The organism is Senegalia massiliensis, from assembly GCF_900626135.1.
GTDB classification, from domain to species: domain Bacteria; phylum Bacillota; class Clostridia; order Tissierellales; family SIT17; genus Anaeromonas; species Anaeromonas massiliensis.
Genome location: NZ_LR130785.1, coordinates 1,017,135 through 1,039,179, shown reverse-complemented (window position 1 = coordinate 1,039,179; position 22,045 = coordinate 1,017,135). Strand labels below are relative to the sequence as shown.

The 22,045-nt window shown below is 27.1% G+C and carries 26 protein-coding genes; 3 read left to right on the top strand and 23 right to left on the bottom strand.

The window, feature by feature from the left end; translation table 11 throughout:
• Window positions 1-13: 13 nt before the first annotated feature.
• The 15 genes from E0D94_RS05115 to E0D94_RS05045 all read right to left on the bottom strand — a co-directional run bounded on the left by E0D94_RS05115 (window position 14) and on the right by E0D94_RS05045 (window position 12,634).
• A complete protein-coding gene (locus E0D94_RS05115) occupies window positions 14-1,372 on the bottom strand; it encodes a tripartite tricarboxylate transporter permease (protein ID WP_130806210.1) in 1,359 nt (452 codons plus the stop codon).
• 1 nt (window position 1,373) lies between these two features.
• The gene (locus tag E0D94_RS05110) at window positions 1,374-1,616 is read right to left on the bottom strand and encodes a hypothetical protein (protein ID WP_130806209.1); all 243 of its coding nucleotides are present in this window, start codon (window positions 1,614-1,616) and stop codon (window positions 1,374-1,376) included.
• 46 nt (window positions 1,617-1,662) lie between these two features.
• Complete coding sequence (gene mvaD / locus E0D94_RS05105; RefSeq protein ID WP_130806208.1) at window positions 1,663-2,637, bottom strand: diphosphomevalonate decarboxylase; 975 nt, start codon at window positions 2,635-2,637, stop codon at window positions 1,663-1,665.
• Window positions 2,638-3,600 carry a mevalonate kinase gene (gene mvk, locus E0D94_RS05100; RefSeq protein WP_130806207.1) on the bottom strand — a complete coding sequence of 321 codons (963 nt, stop codon included), beginning with the start codon at window positions 3,598-3,600 and terminating at the stop codon, window positions 2,638-2,640.
• Window positions 3,593-4,642, bottom strand: a complete 1,050-nt coding sequence (fni, locus tag E0D94_RS05095; RefSeq protein WP_207289642.1) for a type 2 isopentenyl-diphosphate Delta-isomerase — start codon at window positions 4,640-4,642, stop codon at window positions 3,593-3,595. Before fni ends, mvk begins: the two co-directional genes overlap by 8 nt.
• 123 nt (window positions 4,643-4,765) lie before the next feature.
• On the bottom strand, window positions 4,766-5,494 hold the full coding sequence (locus E0D94_RS05090; protein ID WP_130806206.1) for a DUF421 domain-containing protein: 729 nt from the start codon (window positions 5,492-5,494) through the stop codon (window positions 4,766-4,768).
• A gap of 218 nt (window positions 5,495-5,712) precedes the next feature.
• On the bottom strand, window positions 5,713-5,961 hold the full coding sequence (locus tag E0D94_RS05085) for a hypothetical protein (RefSeq protein WP_130806205.1): 249 nt from the start codon (window positions 5,959-5,961) through the stop codon (window positions 5,713-5,715).
• A 117-nt stretch (window positions 5,962-6,078) separates the two neighbouring features.
• A complete protein-coding gene (locus tag E0D94_RS05080) occupies window positions 6,079-6,663 on the bottom strand; it encodes a carbonic anhydrase (protein WP_130806204.1) in 585 nt (194 codons plus the stop codon).
• Between the two features lie 29 nt (window positions 6,664-6,692).
• Window positions 6,693-8,366 (bottom strand): SulP family inorganic anion transporter, encoded by a 1,674-nt coding sequence (locus E0D94_RS05075; protein ID WP_130806203.1) that lies wholly within the window; start codon window positions 8,364-8,366, stop codon window positions 6,693-6,695.
• A gap of 60 nt (window positions 8,367-8,426) precedes the next feature.
• Window positions 8,427-8,657, bottom strand: a complete 231-nt coding sequence (locus E0D94_RS05070; RefSeq protein ID WP_130806202.1) for a sulfurtransferase TusA family protein — start codon at window positions 8,655-8,657, stop codon at window positions 8,427-8,429.
• Window positions 8,658-8,669: 12 nt separating this feature from the next.
• Window positions 8,670-9,800, bottom strand: a complete 1,131-nt coding sequence (locus E0D94_RS05065; RefSeq protein WP_130806201.1) for an MBL fold metallo-hydrolase — start codon at window positions 9,798-9,800, stop codon at window positions 8,670-8,672.
• Between the two features lie 26 nt (window positions 9,801-9,826).
• Complete coding sequence (locus E0D94_RS05060; protein WP_130806200.1) at window positions 9,827-10,225, bottom strand: DsrE/DsrF/DrsH-like family protein; 399 nt, start codon at window positions 10,223-10,225, stop codon at window positions 9,827-9,829.
• A gap of 38 nt (window positions 10,226-10,263) precedes the next feature.
• Entirely contained in the window at window positions 10,264-10,836 is a 573-nt protein-coding gene (locus tag E0D94_RS05055; protein WP_130806199.1) for a sulfurtransferase TusA family protein, read from the bottom strand.
• A gap of 324 nt (window positions 10,837-11,160) precedes the next feature.
• On the bottom strand, window positions 11,161-12,111 hold the full coding sequence (locus tag E0D94_RS05050; RefSeq protein WP_130806198.1) for a hypothetical protein: 951 nt from the start codon (window positions 12,109-12,111) through the stop codon (window positions 11,161-11,163).
• The gene (locus E0D94_RS05045; protein WP_207289640.1) at window positions 12,104-12,634 is read right to left on the bottom strand and encodes an RNA polymerase sigma factor; all 531 of its coding nucleotides are present in this window, start codon (window positions 12,632-12,634) and stop codon (window positions 12,104-12,106) included. Before E0D94_RS05045 ends, E0D94_RS05050 begins: the two co-directional genes overlap by 8 nt.
• A gap of 262 nt (window positions 12,635-12,896) precedes the next feature.
• Between E0D94_RS05045 and E0D94_RS05040 the strand changes: the two genes are divergently transcribed.
• A complete protein-coding gene (locus E0D94_RS05040) occupies window positions 12,897-13,187 on the top strand; it encodes a hypothetical protein (RefSeq protein WP_130806197.1) in 291 nt (96 codons plus the stop codon).
• Window positions 13,188-13,271: 84 nt separating this feature from the next.
• Here E0D94_RS05040 and E0D94_RS05035 read toward each other — a convergent pair whose 3' ends face one another.
• From E0D94_RS05035 to E0D94_RS05025, 3 genes are read right to left on the bottom strand one after another with little or no spacing between them, the layout of a single operon-like run.
• Complete coding sequence (locus E0D94_RS05035) at window positions 13,272-13,481, bottom strand: DUF3955 domain-containing protein (protein ID WP_130806196.1); 210 nt, start codon at window positions 13,479-13,481, stop codon at window positions 13,272-13,274.
• 2 nt (window positions 13,482-13,483) lie between these two features.
• Window positions 13,484-13,702, bottom strand: a complete 219-nt coding sequence (locus tag E0D94_RS05030; RefSeq protein ID WP_130806195.1) for a helix-turn-helix domain-containing protein — start codon at window positions 13,700-13,702, stop codon at window positions 13,484-13,486.
• Between the two features lie 9 nt (window positions 13,703-13,711).
• Window positions 13,712-14,188: a DUF2975 domain-containing protein gene (locus E0D94_RS05025; RefSeq protein ID WP_130806194.1), complete on the bottom strand. Its 477-nt coding sequence runs from the start codon at window positions 14,186-14,188 to the stop codon at window positions 13,712-13,714.
• Window positions 14,189-14,523: 335 nt separating this feature from the next.
• Between E0D94_RS05025 and E0D94_RS05020 the strand changes: the two genes are divergently transcribed.
• On the top strand, window positions 14,524-15,486 hold the full coding sequence (locus E0D94_RS05020; RefSeq protein ID WP_130806193.1) for an AEC family transporter: 963 nt from the start codon (window positions 14,524-14,526) through the stop codon (window positions 15,484-15,486).
• Between the two features lie 43 nt (window positions 15,487-15,529).
• Here the strand turns inward: E0D94_RS05020 and zupT are convergent, their stop codons facing one another.
• From zupT to E0D94_RS05005, 3 genes are read right to left on the bottom strand one after another with little or no spacing between them, the layout of a single operon-like run.
• The gene (gene zupT, locus E0D94_RS05015; protein ID WP_130806192.1) at window positions 15,530-16,342 is read right to left on the bottom strand and encodes a zinc transporter ZupT; all 813 of its coding nucleotides are present in this window, start codon (window positions 16,340-16,342) and stop codon (window positions 15,530-15,532) included.
• Between the two features lie 39 nt (window positions 16,343-16,381).
• Window positions 16,382-17,206 carry a peptidoglycan editing factor PgeF gene (gene pgeF, locus E0D94_RS05010; RefSeq protein WP_130806191.1) on the bottom strand — a complete coding sequence of 275 codons (825 nt, stop codon included), beginning with the start codon at window positions 17,204-17,206 and terminating at the stop codon, window positions 16,382-16,384.
• A gap of 11 nt (window positions 17,207-17,217) precedes the next feature.
• Complete coding sequence (locus E0D94_RS05005; RefSeq protein WP_130806190.1) at window positions 17,218-18,087, bottom strand: LysR family transcriptional regulator; 870 nt, start codon at window positions 18,085-18,087, stop codon at window positions 17,218-17,220.
• 105 nt (window positions 18,088-18,192) lie between these two features.
• Here E0D94_RS05005 and E0D94_RS05000 point away from each other — a divergent pair, with 105 nt between their 5' ends.
• On the top strand, window positions 18,193-19,239 hold the full coding sequence (locus E0D94_RS05000; RefSeq protein WP_130806189.1) for a YeiH family protein: 1,047 nt from the start codon (window positions 18,193-18,195) through the stop codon (window positions 19,237-19,239).
• Window positions 19,240-19,277: 38 nt separating this feature from the next.
• Here E0D94_RS05000 and hcp read toward each other — a convergent pair whose 3' ends face one another.
• Both hcp and E0D94_RS04990 read right to left on the bottom strand, forming a co-directional pair.
• A complete protein-coding gene (gene hcp / locus E0D94_RS04995; protein WP_130806188.1) occupies window positions 19,278-20,933 on the bottom strand; it encodes a hydroxylamine reductase in 1,656 nt (551 codons plus the stop codon).
• Window positions 20,934-21,116: 183 nt separating this feature from the next.
• Window positions 21,117-21,968: a DUF6544 family protein gene (locus tag E0D94_RS04990; RefSeq protein ID WP_130806187.1), complete on the bottom strand. Its 852-nt coding sequence runs from the start codon at window positions 21,966-21,968 to the stop codon at window positions 21,117-21,119.
• Window positions 21,969-22,045 lie beyond the last annotated feature (77 nt).

Genomic DNA, 22,045 nt, shown 5'->3' with positions numbered 1-22,045 from the left:
ATACATCCTTTCTTTACAGAGTTGATAATGCTTTTATAATCCATGGTGCTGAATAAAGAGTCATAAATAAAACTCCATAACTTACACCTAATCTATAAAATAGACCTGATACAATTCCTATTAAAAGAACACCAAAAATATTAACTATACCACCGTCTATAAATGCAAGTAACAATACTAAACTAAAGAATAATCCTAATAATGCTTCATGAGGAATTTTCTTAAATACAAATCTACAAATTTCCCTTGAATATTTAACTGCAATATAAAAAGTAAAACCACAGGCAATTATTGCACCAATTAAAGTTGCAAGTATAAAGTCTGATGTAGATAATAAATGATGCATATTATTATCTAATGTAAAAACAGGTGGAGCATTGAAAAGTGGGTTACCAGGACCAATAGCTACAGGTGATAATGGAATTCCTAAAGCAATAAGTGGTATAAGAGCTCCTGATATATATGTTGATTGAGCTAATGACTCCATTGTAGACACTGCAAGAGAAGCTTTTTCCACTTCATCTTTTGTCCTGCTTGAAAATAACTCTCCAAAAAATGTTGTAAGTCCAACAGGACTTAATATAAAAGTAACAGAACCAATAAGTGAGGATAAAACACTATATCCTATCTCTTTTTTTGTTAATATTTTAAATGGGTTTGGAAATTTTTTTATCTTCTCAGTATTTTTCATATAAATAGATTTTTTATCATATCGTTCAAATTTATCTCTTCTATCTTTATTTAATAATTCAAATAAAGTAAGTATTACAGGTCCAATTGTAATACCTAAGAAAAAAGAAATAAATACATTAGTATCTTCTGGTACAGTTCCAACTCCCCAATACATATATCTAAGTCCTTGAATTAATAATGCAAAAGGTAATATTGAAACAATTGCAATTAATTTTTTCTTGCTCATTAGTGCTAATAATATGGCTCCAACAAAAAATACTGGATCACCATATTTCTCAATTATTTTTGCAAAAGGAATTAATGCTTGGGCTAAAAATAAACTAACTGGTATAGATACAATAGTACCTATAATAGCACCTGATGCTATTTTTCTAATACTAGTATCAGTTAAACCATTTTTCTTAAGAACCATAGCATGTTCTACCATTGGAGTAGACATAACACCAGCAGGAATACCTGCTATTGAAACTGGAACAGAATCAATTAATTTACAAGCTATAATGGCTGAAATAAAAAAAGCTAATATTATAGCAGGGTCTAGACCTGATAAAACTAAAACTAAAGTTATTGGTGCAATAGTTGCAGTTTCATCTGCACCTGGAGCTGCACCAATAACAGTATACATAACAGCTGCAATTATAGCAGCAAGAATCATTTGTAATATTAAAATTAAATCCATATTAATTCTCCTCATTTGTTTCTATAAATATTCTTTTAGGTTTTATAAAAATAGAAGAAATTATAAAACCTATTATAGCACCTGATAACCCAAAAAATAATGGTTTTGGAGGTTCATTAGGTGCTAATATGTATGCTACAAAAGTAGTTACACTACAAATTATAAGTGACATAACTAAATCTTTAATACTTACAATATCTTCCCAAACTTCAATGTTATTTTTTACATTTTCTTTTTCTTTCATAGTATATAGCCCCTTTCTTGAGACGGAGAATCGTATTCACCTCTAATTATAAATATGTTATTCCTTTACCAGGGTGGCAAGCAATAACATTTTGTACTGATTCTAATTTCAATAAAGATTCATATATCTTCTTTTCATCACTAGGATTACAAAGTACTTTTACATTTGCACCAGCATCTATTGTAAAATAAGCAGAAATTCCAGATAACCTTAAACTCTTAATGTGATGAATTACATCCATAGTACCACTTTGCCAATATAATATTGGTGGCTCAGATCCAAGCATAGTAGCATGCATCTTAAGTGCATTTTTTTCTACTACTTCTCCAAGACTTTCAAAATCTTTATATTTTATTGCTTTTCTAGTAATTTCTAAATCTTTTTCTACAGTATCAAGCCAAGCAGAATAAAAAGGTGAAGTTTCTACAGTTCTTTTCATACCTTCTCTACTGGATATATTTTTGTTATTGGAATTTACAAGAACTGAAAGTATACTAATATTCCAATCAGTTTCAGGTAGAAGTCTTTTTGCAAAAGAATCTTTTCCATCTATTCTTTCTCCCTTTTCCCACTCAACATATCCTCCATAAATTGAACGACAAGCAGAACCTGAGCCCTGCCTTGCAATAGCTGATAATTCACTTTTATCTAATTCTAAACCAAGTGCTTTTATTGATGCTGCAGCAAGTGCTGCAAAACCTGATGCAGAAGAAGCAAAACCGGCTGCAGTAGGTACCTTGTTTTCAGAATTAACCACTGCATAGAAATTTGTTCCAGAAAAATCTCTTATTTTGTCCAAAAAACTAGAAATTTTTATTTGTTCTTTTTTATCAGCCTTTTTATTATTTAAATAAAAAATATCATTTGTAATATTTTTTTTAAATTCAACTGTTGTAACAGTATAAAATCTATCAAGGGTAATAGATATACTATTATTTGTAGGTAAAAATAATTTTTCATCTCGCTTACCCCAATACTTTATAAGTGCAATATTAGTATTTGCTTTTGCTGTAGCTTTCATTTATTTAACCTCCATAACAATATCTTCATTAGTTGAAAAATACCAACTTTGATATGCACCTGATTTTATTAATCTATTTGAAATTATTTTAGCTTGTTCTATATCTTTTGCAAGAGCAATCATGCAACCACCTAATCCGCCACCAGTCAATTTAGCTCCTAAAGCTCCTGCCTTTAAGGATTTTTCAACTAATTTATTAAGGAACTTATCGCTAACTCCAATATTTACAAGCTCATTATGATTATATGTAAGTAATCTACCAACTAAATCAGTATTACCTTTTAAAAGAGCTTTTTTTATATCAATTGTAATTTGTTCTATTTTGTTAAGTATTCTTTGCACTTTTTCTGGATTATCATTATATCTTTTCCTTACATTTTCTACTGCTACTCTAGTATTAGCACTATTGCCAGTATCAGCTACAACTACATATAAAGGTTTTTGATTCTTTATATATGTTATTCCTATTCTCTTTTCAAACCATATAGGGTATTCACTTAATTCAGCCATAATATCTAATCCACTTGAATTTCCATGGGCATAGTTTTCAGCTACTTGTACAAAAGAAAATAATTGTTTTTGTGTAAGTTTTTGACCAAAAAAAGAAAATAAACTTCTTACAATGGAAATACTAATTGCAGCACTAGATCCAAGTCCTCTACCTATTGGGATAGAAGAAATAATCCTAATTCGTAAATCACTAATAGGTTTATTTAAATAATTTAATATTTGTTTTATACAATTAGAAATACCTTTGAGCTGCAAAGGCATATTATCAAGAAAACCAGTATATATATCAGATTCAAATATAATATTTCCACGTGATCTTTCTATAGTAGAACTAACTTTTAAAGGAAAAGGGATTGCAATTGCAGGTTTTCCATAAACAACAGCATGTTCACCAGCTAATATAATTTTACTATGGGCATTACTTGTTGATAATTTAGCAGGTAATTTATTCATTTATATTAACCATCAATTCTTTAAGTTGTCCCTTTATTCTATATGGTACAGTTTTTAAATCTCTTAGATTCTCTTTTCCTAAAAGAAGCATTATTACTTTAGATTTATATATTATATTTTCTAGATATTTATAAGCACTTTCATGACCTCTTTCTTCTAATTCCCTTAAGATCGGGCCACTAATACCTACCATATTTGCTCCTATAATTAATGCTTTTATAACATCATTAGCAGTTCTCATACCTCCACTACATACAATATTTAAATCACTAGCTATATTTTTATTTTCTAAAAGACTAAGGGCTGTTGGTATTCCCCATTCAAATAATTCATCAAAATCGAAATCTTCATTTCTTGCATTTTCAACTTTTATAAAATTGGTTCCTCCATGTCCACCTAAATCAATATATTTAACTCCTACATTATATAATCTTTTAGCTACATCATTAGAAATTCCGAACCCAACTTCTTTTACAATAACTGGCTTTTCTATGTTTTTTACTATTTTTTCTATTTTTTTTAAAACTCCTTTAAAATTTCTATCTCCTTCTGGCATGCAAATTTCTTGAGCAGGATTTATATGTATCTGAAGTGCATCTGAATTAATCATATCAACAGCCTTTTTTGCTTCATCTACATCTACAAAAGCATTAACATTTGAAATAACAACTCTATCATCCAATATCTCTCTAACTATTTTAAAAGAGGATTCATAATCTTTATCTTTTATAGCAATAGTCTGAGAACCTACTGCCATAGGTATATTTAATCTTTTTGCTACTTTCGCAAGATTACTATTGATTTCTACTGCTCTGTCAAATCCTCCCGTCATTGCATTTATCATTATAGGAAAGCTTATATTTTTCCCTAAAAAATTATATTCTGTATTAATATCATTAAAATCTATTTCAGGTAAAGAATTGTGTTCTAAATATACATCATTAAAATAATTATTACTTTCAAATTTATTTTTTAATACATGCTGTACATGATCTCTTTTTCTTGAACTTCTTATTTCAGCTTTTTCTTTCAAATCTTTCAAGTCTATCTTCCTTCCAACATATGAGATATTACTATTATTCCCCTTTTTAATTGTTTTAATTATAAAAATAATATCACATTGATATTGATTTGTAAATGATAAGAATTATCAATGAATACACCGTTAAATTTTTTTATTATCTTCACTAATATCAATTTGAGATTTAATTTTATCATCATATTTATCAATGTATATTTTATTATTTTCATCTATAGCAGAATAATATATCTCATCAATGCGATTAATACCAAATGGTTTAATCATTTTCATCAAATCTTTTCCAGTCATTTTTCTTTCTCTAAGGTTTTCGTAAATGATTTGTCCTCCTATTATTACTTCTGTAAAAAGTGAATCCGTACTACTTAATATTCCTAGATCTTCACGAGTAACAGTTTCCTTATCTGACTTTTTTATTATGTTTAACTTTCCATTTATTTCTAATAATCCATATTCTACATCTTCTATAGAAAATACATCTTTATCTCTTAATAAAAGATTCAATTCATCTATACTATATCTAGCTCTCTTTAAATTATTTTCAAGTATTTGCCCCTCTTGAATAACTATTATAGGTTCTCCTTCAATAACTTTTCTAAACTGTCTTTTTTTAAGAGAAATGTATGAAACTAACCCAGTCAAAACACCAAATAATAATAACCCAATAAAATGTTGATAAGTATGCTGATTAACATCAGTGGCAAGAGTTGCAGCTATTGAACCAAATGTTATTCCATTAATATATTCAAAAAATGTAAGTTGAGCAACTTGCTGTCTTCCTAAAAGTCTTGTAATAAATAATATTGTAAAAAAAGCTAAAAATGTTTGTACTACTACTTCTACAAATAATTTCATATTTTTTACCTCCAAAATAAATTTTATATTTGTATTTATTTTCTACTATATTGAGAATACTATACGTAAATCTATTTGTGAGGTGTATAAATTGAATTTAATTTATGAAACTATTTTTACATTAGTATTTATAGTCTTTGGATTTATTCTTTTATATATATTAGAAAAAAATGAATATATTTAACAATACCAGAAATAAAACTTCTCTAAATATATATTTAGAGAAGTTTTATTTCTAATTGTGACCTTAACTCTTCTAATTTTTCTTTCTCTTCATTGGAAATTACATCAGAAAATTCTAATGCAAAATCAATATCATACCTTATATCTTCTAATTCTTTTTTATCGCTTAAGCTACTTTTCTCAATACGATTAGATATATCATTTACTGAAATACCTATTGCATTTATAGCATTATGATCTTCTCTAAATAATTTTTTAATTATATTACTAAAGTTAATACCCAAATTTTCATCTCCTATACATTTTTATATATTTTATTTTAAAAAATAAATTTGAAGATATTATGAATATTTATATAAATTAAAAAACTTCCCTAAACATATGTTTAAGGAAGTTTTTAGCTACTTAATAATTTCTACTAATCCACTATCTAGATGATAAAATGAACCAATAATCTCTAAATTATTTTCTTTAATTTTTTTGCTTAGAATAGGATCTGATAGGCTTAATCTTTCAACTATACTTAATACATTCATCTTTGATGCATTATTCCACTTATCCATTAAATCTTTGTCCATATTTTCGATAGCAGGTTTTATTGTTTCTACAAAGCTATTCATATGTCCAAGACTAGTAGTTTCTTGTATAGCTGCATCTATAGCACCACATTTTTCGTGTCCCATTACCATTATTAATTGTACACCTAGGTTTTCTATTGCATATTCAATGCTTCCTATAACTAAATCATCTATAGTATTTCCAGCTGTACGTATAACAAATAAATCTCCAATACCTTGATTAAAAATAACTGAAGGTGGAACTCTAGAGTCTGAACAACTCAATATAACTGCAAAAGGATTTTGTTCATCCATTACTTCTTGACGTCGTTTTAATGATTTATTAGAATCCGAAGACTTTTCTGCTACATATTCTTTGTTTCCTTTAATCAACTTTTGTAATGCTATATCATGCTTTATAGTGTTCATAACTAATACGTCCTCCCTTAAACTTAAGATTATTTACTTGCATAAGGCTCTATTTTTTTTAACGCATGATTAATTGTTAAATATTTTATTTTATTTCCTAATCTTTGATCTAATTTTGCTCTTTTCATCATATCCATAACTGATCCTTTAATTCCACTTAAATAAAATTCAACTTCTTTATTTTTGCAATTTCCTAATATACCTTCTAGTGAGTGTATAGATACACCATCTATTTTATTAACTCCTGAAAAATCAAGAATAAACCATTTTATTTCTTTATTTTCACCTATTATATTACATAATTTATCTTCTAAAAATTTCATATTTGCAAAATAAAGAGATGCATCTACTCTTAAGATTACACCTTCCTTATATGTCTTTGCATTAGGATGTTTTGCTACATCTCTAAATACACCCTCTTCTTCTAAATAGCCTAATTCTGCTATATGAGGATATGCTCTTTCCCATATAAATATTAGAAGTGAAACCCCAACTCCAACTAATATACCTCTTTCAATACCTAATACAAGTGTGGATATAAAGGTAATAACTAATGTCCAACCATCTGCTTTTTTTACTTTAAATAAATATTTAGCTTCTTTAATATCAATTAATCCAAAAACTGATACCATTATAATTGATGCTAGTACTGCATTAGGTAAATAATAGAATAATCCAGTAAAGAAGATAAGTGTAACTATTATAATTAATGCTGTAATTATTGAAGCTAAACCTGTTTTCGCATTAGATTGATAATTAACTGCAGATCTAGAAAAGCCTCCTGTCACTGGATATGATGAGAAAAATGATCCTACTATATTAGCCAATCCTAATCCAATCAACTCTTTATTCGAATCAACATTATATCTATCTTTAGCAGCTAAAGCTTTAGCAACAGCTATAGATTCCATAAAGCTAACAAAAGAAATTACTAATGCAATTGGAAATAAAGTAGAAAATACATCAAAATTTAATTCATGAAATGAAAAAGATGGTAATCCTTTAGGTATATCTCCAACTATGCTAACACCTAATTCATTTAAATTAAATCCTTTAACTATTAATATGCTTCCCATCACTACTATAAGTGGGGTTGGAAATTTAGGAAATTTCTTTTTGACAAAATAAAGAATAGCAATACTTATAATGCCTATCAATAAAGCAATAATATTTACTTCATTAATACGCATTATAGCTTCATATATTAAATGAAATACTGTCTTACCTCTCCCTAAATCAATTCCAAGTAAATGTTTTAATTGACTTAATCCAATAATTAAAGCTGCTGCAGATGTAAAACCACTAATAACTGCATGAGATAAGAAATTAACTATAAACCCTAACTTAAATATTCCCAATAAAAATTGTATTACTCCCACCATTAATGCTAATATCAATGCATATTTTATATATTCACTTGAACCAGATGTAGCAATACCAGAAATACCTTCTGCAACTAATAAAGACACCATAGCTACAGGACCAATAGCAAGATGTCTAGATGAACCAAATAAAGCATATATAATTAAAGGAATAGTTGAGGAATATAATCCTATCTCAGGTGGCAATCCAGCTAACATAGCATATGCCATCCCTTGAGGAATTAGCATTATAGCAACAATTATACCAGCAAGTATATCACTACTTAAATTTTCACTTTTATATTCAGACATCCATTTGACAGCTGGAATTTTTTTAATCATAATTCAATTGCTCCTTTCATATTATTTTGGGATTAAAGGGCATCATATGATGCCCTTTTTTTAATTCCCTTTTCTTATATAAAATTTTATAACATTCTCTTCTTCTTGAGTATCTAACAATTCATGCGCTGATGATTTCATCCATGCTGCAAAATCATTCTTTGCACCTTTATCAGTAACATGTACTTCAAGTAGTTGATCAACGCTAAGTTCATCGATTGCTTTTTTAGTTTTCACAATAGGCATAGGACATGATAGTCCCTTAACATCTAATACTTTATCTACTTTCATTTTATCTCTCCTTTAATCATGTATAGCACAACGATTTGGACCTATTTCCATTTCTCTTTGTTCATCCACATCAGGTTCTATTTTCCCCATATTCACTTGACGTATTTCCTTATATGAATTTGGTTGTGGTGGAAGATTTTCTGTTACTGTCTTTCTAAAATCTTCCTCACTATTTATATTAAGTCCTAAGTTTACTTTATATAGTTCTCCTAGTGACTCCATTACTCTTCCTTTATTATCAAGTTCACTAACTTTACCAAAGTGTGCAGGTAAAACAATTAAATTATTTGGTAATTTCTTGTATAGACTATATAGTGTATTTCGAAGATCAGAAACCCAGTCTTCTGCTTTTCCTGCTAAATCTGGTCGACCAATTGATTCTACAAATAGAATATCACCTGTCATCAAGTATTCATCATTTATGTTAAATGACGTACTACCTATAGTATGCCCTGGAGAATATATAGGCTCAATTTTTATATTTTTACTACCAATTTTAATTTCTTTTTCTTCATTTAATTCTTCATAGTTAAATGTTACTTCCGTAGCATCTTTAGGTGGAAGCCAATAAGCGGCTCCTACATCTTTCGCTAAATGTCTCCCTCCAGAAATATGATCTGCATGTAAATGGGTATCAAGTACATGTTTTATTTCTATATTATTCTCTTTAGCAAAATCTTTAAATGCATCTATAGTTCTAACTGCATCAATTACTACACCTTCGCCTTCAGATTCCACTAAATATGATAAACATCCTTTTCCAATTCTTACAAATTGATAAACACTTCCACCTTCTTTTAAATCACCAACTTTAACAGGATGTAAATATTCACTCCATTCTTTCATACCACCTTCAAGATAGTAAACATCCAATCCCTTTTCAGATAACTTTTCAGCTATCATTTTAGATGAACCTTCTTTAGCACATACAACTAAAATATCTTTATCCTTAGGAAGTTTATCAAGAATACCATCAACACTTTCTAAAAGTTCAAAATAAGGTTTGTTATAGTGTTGAATATTTTCTCCTTCTATTTTCCATTCAGAAAACTCTTCAGCATTTCTAACATCTAAAATAAACAATTCTTCTTTATTAATTATACGATTAAAAGTCTCAGATCTACTCATCATAGATACACTCATATATATACCTCCTTAATTAATATTGTCTAAAATGTTAATACTACATCAGCATCGTTAGCATATTCTAAAAATGTTACAGCTCCACCAACATCTATGCCATCTACAAAATCTTCTTTTTCTAATCCCATTACATCCATTGTCATTTGACAAGCAATTAGTTTAACCCCTAAATCAGATGTCATTTCTACTAATTGTTCAATTGAAGGAACATTTGCCTTTTTAAAACCTTCAGCATAATGCTCTTTACCTTTAGGCATCTCTAAGTTCTTATGACCTTCTTTGTGAATTAAATTTAACCCTTCAAATGTGAAGAATATACCTACCTCTGAATCTGTTGTACTAGCTGCAGTTGCTATATTAAACACCTTATATGCATCAAATAAACCACCATTACTTGCAATTATCGCAATTTTTTTCTTACTCATTTTATTACCTCCTATTTATAATTATCTTAATTTATTTTTTATTTGTTCTTACTCTCCATGGGTCCTTGCCATTCAGACATTCCTGGAACCACTTTTTTTACATTCTTAAATCCATTACTTGATAATACTTTGCTAGCCATATCACTTCTATGACTTGTACGACATACTACATATAATTCATTATTTTTATCTAATTCATCTAATCTATTTTCCAATTCTCCAAAAGGAATAGATACAGCATCTGGAATATGATTAAAAGCATATTCTGCAGGCTCTCTTACATCTAATATTGTTACTCTTTCTGAGTTTAGATTTTTTTCTACCTCTTCTTGACTTATAGTGTGAGGAAATGTTTCTTCTGATTTAACCTCTTCTGAACTAGATTTTCTAATATAATGTTTTAATATGTTGTCTTCATCTGTAGTTCCTATATATTCATGTCCTGTACTTTTAGCCCATGCCTTAATATCTGCCAAGGAACCTTTATCAGTTGCTTGAACTTCAATTACTTGGCCTGGTGTTATTTCATCCATGCCTTTTTTTGTTTTAACAATAGGCATTGGACATGATAAGCCTTTAGCGTCTACCACTTTGTTAACTTGAACTTTCATATTTAACCTCCTTGATAGTAAAAGATTTCTACTTTTGATTTTAATAATCTTTTGCTTAAATCTTTATACCCCTAGGGGGTATGTTGTAATTACATTATAAGATACCTTTTTTGTTTTGTCAAGAATAATTTTCAATTGATATTTATTATCAATTGATTCCCTTTGAATTCATTATAGAAGTGAATTTTGAAGATATTATGAAGTTTTAAAAATTATATAATTTAAATTAACAGTTTTATTATTAAAAATAAAATTAACAACTAGGTTTAATAATAAAAAATACCTACTTACAGTATCTAATTACTGCAAATAGGTATTTTATATTTATTTAATCTCATTCCATATTTTTAAAAATTCATTTTCATTCATTTTAAAATATATATTCATATACCCATAATAGATATATCCACCTTTAATTAATGTTAAATTGACTTTAGATCCATCATTTAATTCAATTATTAAATTCCTATATTCCTCATTATTTCTAGAATTTCTTATTGGATCTGAATTTGATTCCCGAAGTAAAGGTTTTGCATTATTTAGATATTCAATAAATGAGTTTACAGCATCCATGTTACTAATAGAATGATAATTATCAATACTATTATCCCAGTCACTAAAAATTCTATACTTAGCATTTAATACATTTTCACTCATTTTCAATTTACCAAATATATCTTCACCATCATGTACAGTAATTCCATTTAAAGATTCATAAAACTCAGCATAAGATTTTCCTTCCGTTTCTTTATATGTCATAATTCTAAATTCTTCATCATATCCTTTAACAGAATAAACATCAGTTTCCCCTATAGTTGATGCAAATTCCTCATCATAAGCATTTTGATTACTCCATTCATCAATATTTCCTTTTGTTGTTCCAAGCATTTCCCCTAATATTTTTTTTGCATTCTCAGATTTTATCTCTGTAGTTGTTTGTGTATAAATTTTACCATTATATACTATTAAACCTATCATATCTGCATGTGATAAATCATCTGATAATTGAATTTTAGGAATCTTTATACTTCCATCTTCATTAACAATAAGTTCACCTTGTTTAGGTATATTGTTATTTTGATTCCAGTTATTGTAGATAGAAATAACTCCAATTAATACAATTACACCAGCAACTAGACTAATATTTTTAAATTTATAATTTTTTCTATTTTTATATCTTTCATTTTTGACTTTTAAAATACCCATTTTACTTCTCTCATGAAGTTCTTTAGGAATCTCGATTTTATTTATTTCTTGCTTTATCTTATTACTCACTAATATCCTCTCCCTTCGAGTATTCATATCTAAGCTTCTTTAATGCCCTATATAATATAGATTTTGCTGTTCCTAAAGGAATATCTAATATCTCAGATATTTGCTTAAAGGTATATCCATTATAATACTTTAATATAATAGTACTTTTTTCATCTGTATTTAATTTGTCTAGAAGTTCATTAATTGTTAATTTAAGTGGTATATCTTCATCATAATCTCCTATGAATTCTTCATATCCCTCTGTTAAGTGAACTACTTTTTTATTTTTTCTTATATGATCAATAGCACAGTTGATTGTAATTCTTATTACCCAAGTTTTAAAATGTTCTGGATTTTTCAAAGATTTTATATTTTTAAATGAACGATAAGCTGTCTCCTGAATTACATCTAATGCATCATCTTTTTTCTTTACATATACATAAGCAATTCGATATAATTCTTCTTCATAAAATTTAAAAAGCTTCAAAAATGCTTTATCATTGCCTTTTTGTGCTTTTTTCACTAATTTATCAATATTAATCACCTTCTCTACTTGTTTTTTTATCCTTCTACTTATTAGACGACTATCTCCTTAATTTGGCTTAAATTTTTTTCAAGAAATTTAAAAAAGTTAAGTAATTAGAATCTAATTACTTAACTTTTTATAATAATATCTCTATATTAGCTAAAATTCAACTTTTTATAAATTTTATATTTATAAAAACTCCTAAATTTTGTTAATATGCATAGTTTTTTTTCTATTACATAAAATATCCTTTGAAAGTTATTTGAGGAGGGAATTTATTATGGAAGAGTTTCCAATTATTCATACAAATCTTTGGGATGCTATTATAGCAGTTCCTACAGTTGTAGTAGTTACACAAATTATTAAAATATTTTTTTCAATTAAAGGTATTTATGTCCCATCAATTGCAAATTTAATAGGACTTATAATATCAATCTTCTTTGCGCATAAACAAGATTTAAGTGCTGGGATATTTATGGGTTTATTTTACGGAAATGCAGCTGTAGGTGTTTATTCTTCAATTAAAACAACTTGGAAGTCTTATAAAAAAAGGCATATAAATAAATCATGACCTTCATAATAGATATGATTTATTTATATGCTTTATATTATAATCTAAATATTCAAATATATTTTTGTAAATAACACTTGAATATTAATTATTAATTTTTATAAACTTAGGAACTATATAAATTAATATTGCCGAAATAATAGAAATAACTGCAAGTAATAATCCTATTGGAATAAGAAAAAAGGGTTCAGATAATGTACCATCTGACAAAACAGTAGATCCAATTATATTATATCCCATCAAGCATATAAAGCTCATAATCCCTAAAATAATACTAAATAAATATTTTTTCATTTTTATTCCTCCTCATTTAAATCTTTATATTCTAATATATCTCCTGGTTGACAATCTAATGCTTTACATATTGCATCTAAAGTAGTTAATCTTATAGCCTTAGCTTTTCCATTTTTAAGAATAGAAATATTAGATATGGTTATACCTACTCTTTCAGATAGTTCTGTAACACTCATCTTTCTTTTCGCCAACATTATATCAATATTAATTATAATAGCCATATAATCACCTTATATTGTAAAGTCATTTTCATCTTTTATCTCAACTGCTTTTCTGAGTAATTCTTTAAGTATTGCTGAAAATATTGCAATAATAAATGAAGCAAACATAATTAAAATTCCAAACACCAAAACTTCAAATTGAATTGCATTGTTAATACTTATAAGAATCATACCAATAATATATATAGCTATAACTAATATAGCATATATTTTTATTGCTCCTAAAGACTTACAAGCATTCTTAGTAAATGCACTATTTCCTTGTATTAATTTAAGAAGCTTAAAGGTGTGGAAAATACCCATATAAAAAGGTATGCCTGTAATATAAAGCCCAAAAAGTAATGGATATCTTAAGTATGCATATTCAGGATTTGATATTGCCAATCTCCTCGATACATTAGGTAGCCAAAATATAAAAAGTAATAATACAGCTACTCCAATTAAAATAATAGATACTTTAAAAGCATTAACCATCCATGTTTTCATATCATCACCATCCAATTATATTATAATTCTATAATTATCATATGTCAATACAAATTTATTGCAAAACAATAAATTTGTATTGATATATGATAACCTAAATATTTGTTTTATAACCAAATCTAACCTATGACAATTTTAATTATGATTAACTTAACTAAATATTTCAATAAAAAAAGAAAGTATTCAAAGCCTAAGCCATGATACTTCCTACTATTTATAATTTATTTATTTAATTAATTTCTTAATAATAACTTCTATTAATCATCTCATATTTTGCTATATTATGATACAATATTCTATAGGTTTAAAAATTAATAAACGTATAGGAGATTTTTATGGATATCTTTTTTCACATTTTAATAAATAATATAATACCAATATTTTTTCTAATTACAATAGGATATATATTAAATAAAATTTTCAATTTAGATATGTATACTTTAAGCAAACTAAATTTTTATGTTTTTGTTCCAGCTTTTCTTTTAGTAAATATTTACACCACAGATTTAGATTCTAGATTTTTAAAGGTTTTTATATTTGGTGTTTTATTAGTTACTTTAAATTATATACTAGGAATATTAATTTCATTATTATTAGGATATAGTAACTCTTTAAAAAATGCATTTATTAACTCTATAACTTTTATAAATTCTGGTAATATAGGAATACCTTTAATCACTTTAATTTTTAGTAATGAAATTTTCATTGTAGATGGTATTAATCCATATATTGATATAGCACTTACTAGTCATATAATAATATACATTACTCAAAATATCTTTACAAATACACTTGGATTTTATAATGCTAGTAGAGGAAGTGCTGATTGGAAAAATTCTTTAAAAAGTATATTTAAAATTCCTGTTATTTATACGATTATATTAGCTATTTTACTAAAATTTATTCCATATGATATAACTCAAAATCCTCTTTGGACTGGTATTTCATATGCAAAACAAGGAATGATTTCATTTGCTTTATTAGTATTGGGAATTCAATTATCTAAAACTCCAATATTCTTTAAAAATAATGTGGTTTATCTATCAAATTTTATTAGACTTTTATTTGGTCCTATTATAGCTTTTATACTAATTAAAGCTTTAGATATAAATACTATAATGGCTCAAACTCTTATGGTATCATCTAGTTTACCTACTGCTGTAAATACTGCCTTAATAGCTGTAGAGCATGATAATGAACCAGAATTTGCTTCTCAAGTTGTTATGACATCTACTATTTTTAGTGTAATAACATTGTCATTTATAGTTTCACTATCAAGAATAATATTTCCATTATAATAAAAATAAAAAAGTGATTGAAAATCACTTTTTTATTTTTATATTATGCAGTTAAAAGTAAGCTTAGTGCCATTACACCCATTCCACCTATAAGTCCATATATTGCAATATGATGTTCACCATATTTTTCAGCTGTAGGTAATAATTCATCTAATGATATATAAACCATAATTCCCGCCACACTGGCAAATACTATACCAAACATGGCATCAGTAAATATATTCATAAGTATAAAATATCCTACAATAGCTCCTACAGGTTCTGATAATCCTGACAGAAAAGAATATTTAAATGCTTTTTTTCTATCACCTGTAGAAAAATAAATTGGTACTGATACAGCTATTCCCTCAGGTATATTATGTATAGCTATTGCTATAGCAATACTAATTCCAAGGGCTGGATCTTGAATAGCTCCAATAAAAGTTGCAAGTCCTTCAGGAAAATTATGTATAGCTATTGCAAGAGCAGAAAATAATCCCATTCTAAGTAAAGCTGGATCGCTTACATCTTTTTCTTTCATATCTTTTACATCTCGCATTTCATGAGGATTTTCAGCTTTTGGTACAAATTTATCTATTAATGCAATAACAGCAATTCCACCAAAAAAAGCAATTGTAGTAACCCAATACCCTTTACTCGCTCCATAAACAGCCTCTAACGAATCTCTTGCCTTTACAAATATTTCAATCATAGAAACATATATCATAACACCTGCAGAAAATCCTAAAGCCCCTGATAAAAATTTCTTATTTGTTTGTTTAGTATAAAATGCTAAAATACTTCCTATACCTGTAGATAAACCAGCAAAAAGGGTTAATCCAAAAGCAAATAATATATTACTTGTATTTATATCCATATACTACTCCTTTATTATTTTTTAATATAAAAACCCCACTTATTTTAATTGCAAGATTGCAGCTTGACTACCTCTTTTTCCTTTATGTCCCCTATGTGAGAAAAATAAGTCTTTATTTTCCATGGTACATATATTAGATAATTTTATATTTTCTTCTTTTACTCCTTTATTAATCAATAAGGCTTTATTAATCATTGGAATATCAGGATAATATTTATTTTTTTTATTATCAAAACTAATATATGATGATGTATCTATTGACATATTATCAAATTCATTCTTAACATTTTCATCAATCTCATAGCATCTATCACATATTGATGGACCTATTACAGCAACTAAATCTTCAGGGTTTGTATTAAATTCTAGGGACATTTTTTCTACCATTTCACTTGAAATTTCCATTGTTGTACCTTTCCAACCTGCATGTGCTAATCCTATAACTTTATTTTTAGGGTCATAAAAATAAATAGGAGAACAATCTGCATGAAGTGTTACAAGTGCTATTTCAGGAGTATTTGTAATAAAACCATCTATATCTTGATAATCTTTATTTCTAAATATCCCCTTTCCTTTATCTTTCTCTTTAACTATTTTAATATTATTATGATGATATTGAGATGAAATAACTATATTTTTATAATTAATATCTAAATATCTTGAAAAAATTTTATAATTTTCTAATACATTTTGTTGATTATCACCAATTTCAAATCCTAAATTCATGCTTTCATAAATTCCTTTACTTACTCCACCATCTCTTGTACTAAATCCTGCAATAATATCATCTCTATATTTATCAAATATAGAGAATTTAACAATTTTCAAACTTTCATTTTCTTCAATATAAGCATTATCTCTCATGTAGTTCTCCTTTACTTTTGATTTATACCCATTTTATTTTCAAACAAAGAAATTATTTCTTTTGCATCTGTATTTTTAAGATATACATAATTAAATTCCCTAGTAATAATATTATTGTCAATTGTAAAATATGATAAATTACTGTCACTATTTGCTACTGACTCGTATACAAATGATATGCTTTTTTCAGCCATTAAAAGTTTTTTTATGATTTCAAAACTACTAATGCATATTTTTTTCTTAAAAGAATCCAATGTAAAATTATTTTCATAAAGAATTTGTTCAAAAATTTCTCTTGTTCCTGACCCTTTCTCACGGACAATTAAAGTCTCTTTAAATATATCTTTAAAAGATACATTCTTTTGTGCAAAAGAATGAGTTTTACTACAAACTCCAACAAAAGATTCTTCTTTATATAAAGCATAATTATACTTTTCTTTATCAAAAAAACCTTCTATTATAGCAAAATCAAGTTTATTATGTTCAAGTAGAAATAATAAATGCTCTGTATTATCTACAATTAAATTTAACGCATAATTATCAGTGTCAAAAAAACTCTTAACATTTTTAGCAATTACATATTCACCAATTGTTTTCGTTGCACCAATACGCAATTCTATTAAAGGTTTTTCCTTAATTTGATTTTTTAAAACATCTTCATTATATTTAGCAGATCGTGCATAAGATTCAAGCTTATCTGCTTCTTTTGTTTTCTTTAGCATTTTACCATCATAAATAAATAATTTACATCCATATTCATTCTCCAAAAAATGAATATGTTGTGTTACTGCTGGTTGAGTCATATGTAGTAATTCTGCTGTTTTATGATAATTCATAGTATCACATAGTTTTAAAAATGTATAAATTCGATAATCTAACATAATTCCTCCAATAAATATTTATTATCAATAAATAATATTTGATAATTAGATTTTATCACTTAGCGATGATAGAATCAATATGTCAAAAGAAAAGGAGGGCTTATAATGTTTAATAAAAGTATAATAAATAAGATAGTTGATCTAATTCCTGGAATTTTTATTGCATTATTAATAGCAACAATTGCAAAGTTTATAGAGAATTTATTACCAATTCATCTTATTGGTGCATCAGTAATAGCACTTTTTATAGGTATGTTTATTAATAGTATAATACAACCAAAGGAAATAATTAAACCAGGATTGAAATTTACATCAAAAAAAATATTAAAATTTGCTATAATTTTACTAGGTTTGTCATTAAGTATTAATACAGTTTTAACTGTAGGTAAACTATCATTAGTAGTTATGTTTTTTACTCTTTTAACATGCTTTGGTGGAGGATATGTAGTAGGTCGCTTATTAAAATTAAATTGGAAACTATCAAACCTAATTTCTGCAGGAACAGGGATTTGTGGTGGTTCTGCAATTGCAGCTATAGCACCTGTTATTGAAGCAGAGAATAAAGATATCGCATATGCTATGTCAGCTACATTTTTATTTGATATTTTGATGATCTTATTATTTCCTATTATGGGTGAATGGATGGGACTTTCTGATATGGCCTATGGTCTTTGGACAGGAACAGCCGTTAATGATACATCCAGTGTTGTAGCAGCTGGTTATGCCTTTAGCGAATCTGCAGGAGATTTTGCAACTATGGTTAAATTAACTCGTACAATATCAATTATTCCTGTTGTAGCTATGTTTGCATTTATAAATTCTAAAATAAAGAAAAAAGAATTATATTCAAAGGAAAGTGTTATAAATATTAACCCAAAAGCAAATATTACATCTGTTTTTCCATGGTTTATCTTAGCTTTTATCGGATTAGCTATTATAAATAGTTTTGGAATTATTCCTGATACAATTTCAATTATGGCAAAAGAAATTAGTAAATTTTTAATGATTTCAGCACTAGCAGCTATAGGATTAAATACAAATTTTAATGAAATGAAAAAATCTGGTGTTGCTCCAATGATACACGGATTTACTATTTCAGCTTTAGTTGTAATTGTTTCTATTACTGTACAATATTTTATGGGACTTGTTTAATAATAAATGAAATTCCACTGATATTAGTGGAATTTCATTTATTTATAATGTTGTTGAAGAGAATTTTTCAAGTCATCATCTGGAGTACTTATTGGCTTTAAACTAAAAGTATCTACCAAGTATTGTAATACATTAGGAGATATGAAAGCAGGTAAACTTGGACCTAAGTACATTCCATTTACTCCAAGGGATAATAATGCTAATAAATCAGCAACTGCCTTTTGCTCATACCAAGAAAGTACTATAGTAAGTGGTAAAGAATTAACATCTGTATCAAATACATCTGCAAGGGTTGAAGCAATCTTAACTGCTGAATATACATCATTACATTGCCCTACATCTAATAGTCTAGGTAAGCCTGCTACTGTTCCAAACTCTAATTTATTAAATCTATACTTGCCACAAGCTAATGTTAAAATTATACAATCTTTTGGAACCTTTTCGGCAAATTCAGTATAATAATTTCTTCCTGGTTTTGCACCATCACATCCACCAATTACAAATAAATGTTTTATATCTTCATTCTTTATTGCACTCACTATAGTTTCAGCATTAGATAAAGTTTCATTATGTCCAAATCCTACTATAATTTCCTTTTCTTCTTCATCTTCCTTAAATCCACCTAATTGTAATGCTTTCTCTATAATTAAACTAAAATCCTTTGTACCGTCTTTATTTAGTTTAATATTTTTGACGCCTTCCCATCCTACAACATTTGTAGTAAATATTCTATCTTTATATGATTCTCTAGGCCTCATCAAACAATTAGTAGTCATTAAAATAGCACCAGGTATATCATTAAATTCCTTTTGTTGATTTTGCCATGCAGACCCATAGTTACCTACTAAATGTTTATATTTCTTTAATTTAGGATAACCATGACATGGTAACATTTCTCCATGTGTATATACATTGATTCCTTTTCCTTCTGTTTGTTTAAGCACTTGTTCTAAATCTCTTAAATCATGTCCAGATACTACTATAAATGGTCCTTTCTTAATTTTCACATTAACTTTATGTGCACTTGGATTTTCATATGTTTCAGTATTGGCTTCATCTAAAATCCTCATTACTTCTATACTAATTTCTCCAGTTCTCATAACCATTCGTATAAGATCTTCAACTGTTAAACTATCATTCGTTGTTGCCTCTAATGCTATAAAGTAAAAACGATCTACTTGTTCACTATGATAATTAATATATCTTGCTTGATGTCCATATGCACTTATACCTTTTAATCCATAAATTACTGTCCATCTTAACGAACGAATATCTGGATCAAGGTCTTGGTCATACATAATACCAGCTTTAATTGAATCTTTTAACATTTCCTCTTTATTATCACTTAAATTATATGTAGCTTCATTAGAGTATGTTCCTGTAGGTGCTTTTGCTCTTAGATCTTCTTTTATCTCTTGAGATTCTTTTAATAATTCTACATGAGCTTCTACATCAAAGTTTACATTAGTTAATGTAGTAAACAAACTATTCTCTACAAATTTTACAATTTCTTTATTAATACTTTCCCCTTTTTCTATTAATTGCTTTGCATAACATGATATACCTTTCAATTGATATATTAATAAATCTTGTAGATTAGCTATTTCTGGCGTTTTTCCACATACTCCGTGTTTGGTACAACCCTTTCCTCCCATTGTCTGTTCACATTGATAACAAAACATAGCATTTTCCATTTTTATCAACCTTTCTAAATGTTTTAAGTTGTATATTTTTTATTATTTATTATTTGTATTAGTTATAATTTTTCCATGACTCATCTATTCTATTCTTTTATTTACTCGATTATTAAATTTAATAATAATAAATAGCCCTTCATTTTGGACTCTTTTCTTCTGAATTTCATATTTTTAATTCTATTAATATGGGATAAGTTTATTATATTCAACTTCTATAATTTCAAAATTAAACCAATTAAAATCACCTGAATTTAATTTCCACGTAACGTCTCCTTTAGTAGGTATTTTTATGCCTTCAAATTCTTTATAATTTCTTATAGGAATAGACCATGTTTCTAATCTATATTCACCATTAAACTCTCCATATCTTTGAGCCTCAAAATTAATAATTTGATTCTTATCATTAAATGTAAATATGCCTGATGCTTTTATCCCTTTGTAATTCATAGTCACTCTAGCATTATATTTATCTATTTCTTCCCAAGTTAAATAATCATTTAAAGATGCTGTGGGAAACCAAACCATTTCTGCCAAATATCTAAGTAAAGAACCTTGATCTATTTCTCTTCCTTTAGAATCAGCAATAGTGAATAATGAAAGAGGTTTAATTAGCATATTTCCTTTACCCTTATTATATTTATCTCTTCCTGAAATATGTATTAAAGGGACCATTTTAATATTTGCATTCCAAACAAATCCAGGCTCTTCAGTTTTAAAATATTGTTCCGCTTCAACTTCCATCCAAGATTTATCTTTTTCTAATCTCATATATGCTTTTTGTTTTAAACGTACAGATGTTATTTTTTCTTTCCCAACAATTCCAGAATATTCAAGCCATAATTGAACATTTTTTGGTAATTTTTTTATATCTTCTTTTATTATAATTTCACCGTGGTTTTCTATATTATTAAAAAAGCCTTTAACCTCATTATTTGTATGTTGTTTAAATAAAAATTTAGCAGTAAATGATACTGATATAAATAAAATTAAAAGTATAAAAATTCCAATTAACCCCAATGTTAGTTTCGACATATTGAACCTCCTTTAAATAGTTATATATTTTATTTTATAATACCATTAACTAATATATTGTATTATCAGATATCAAA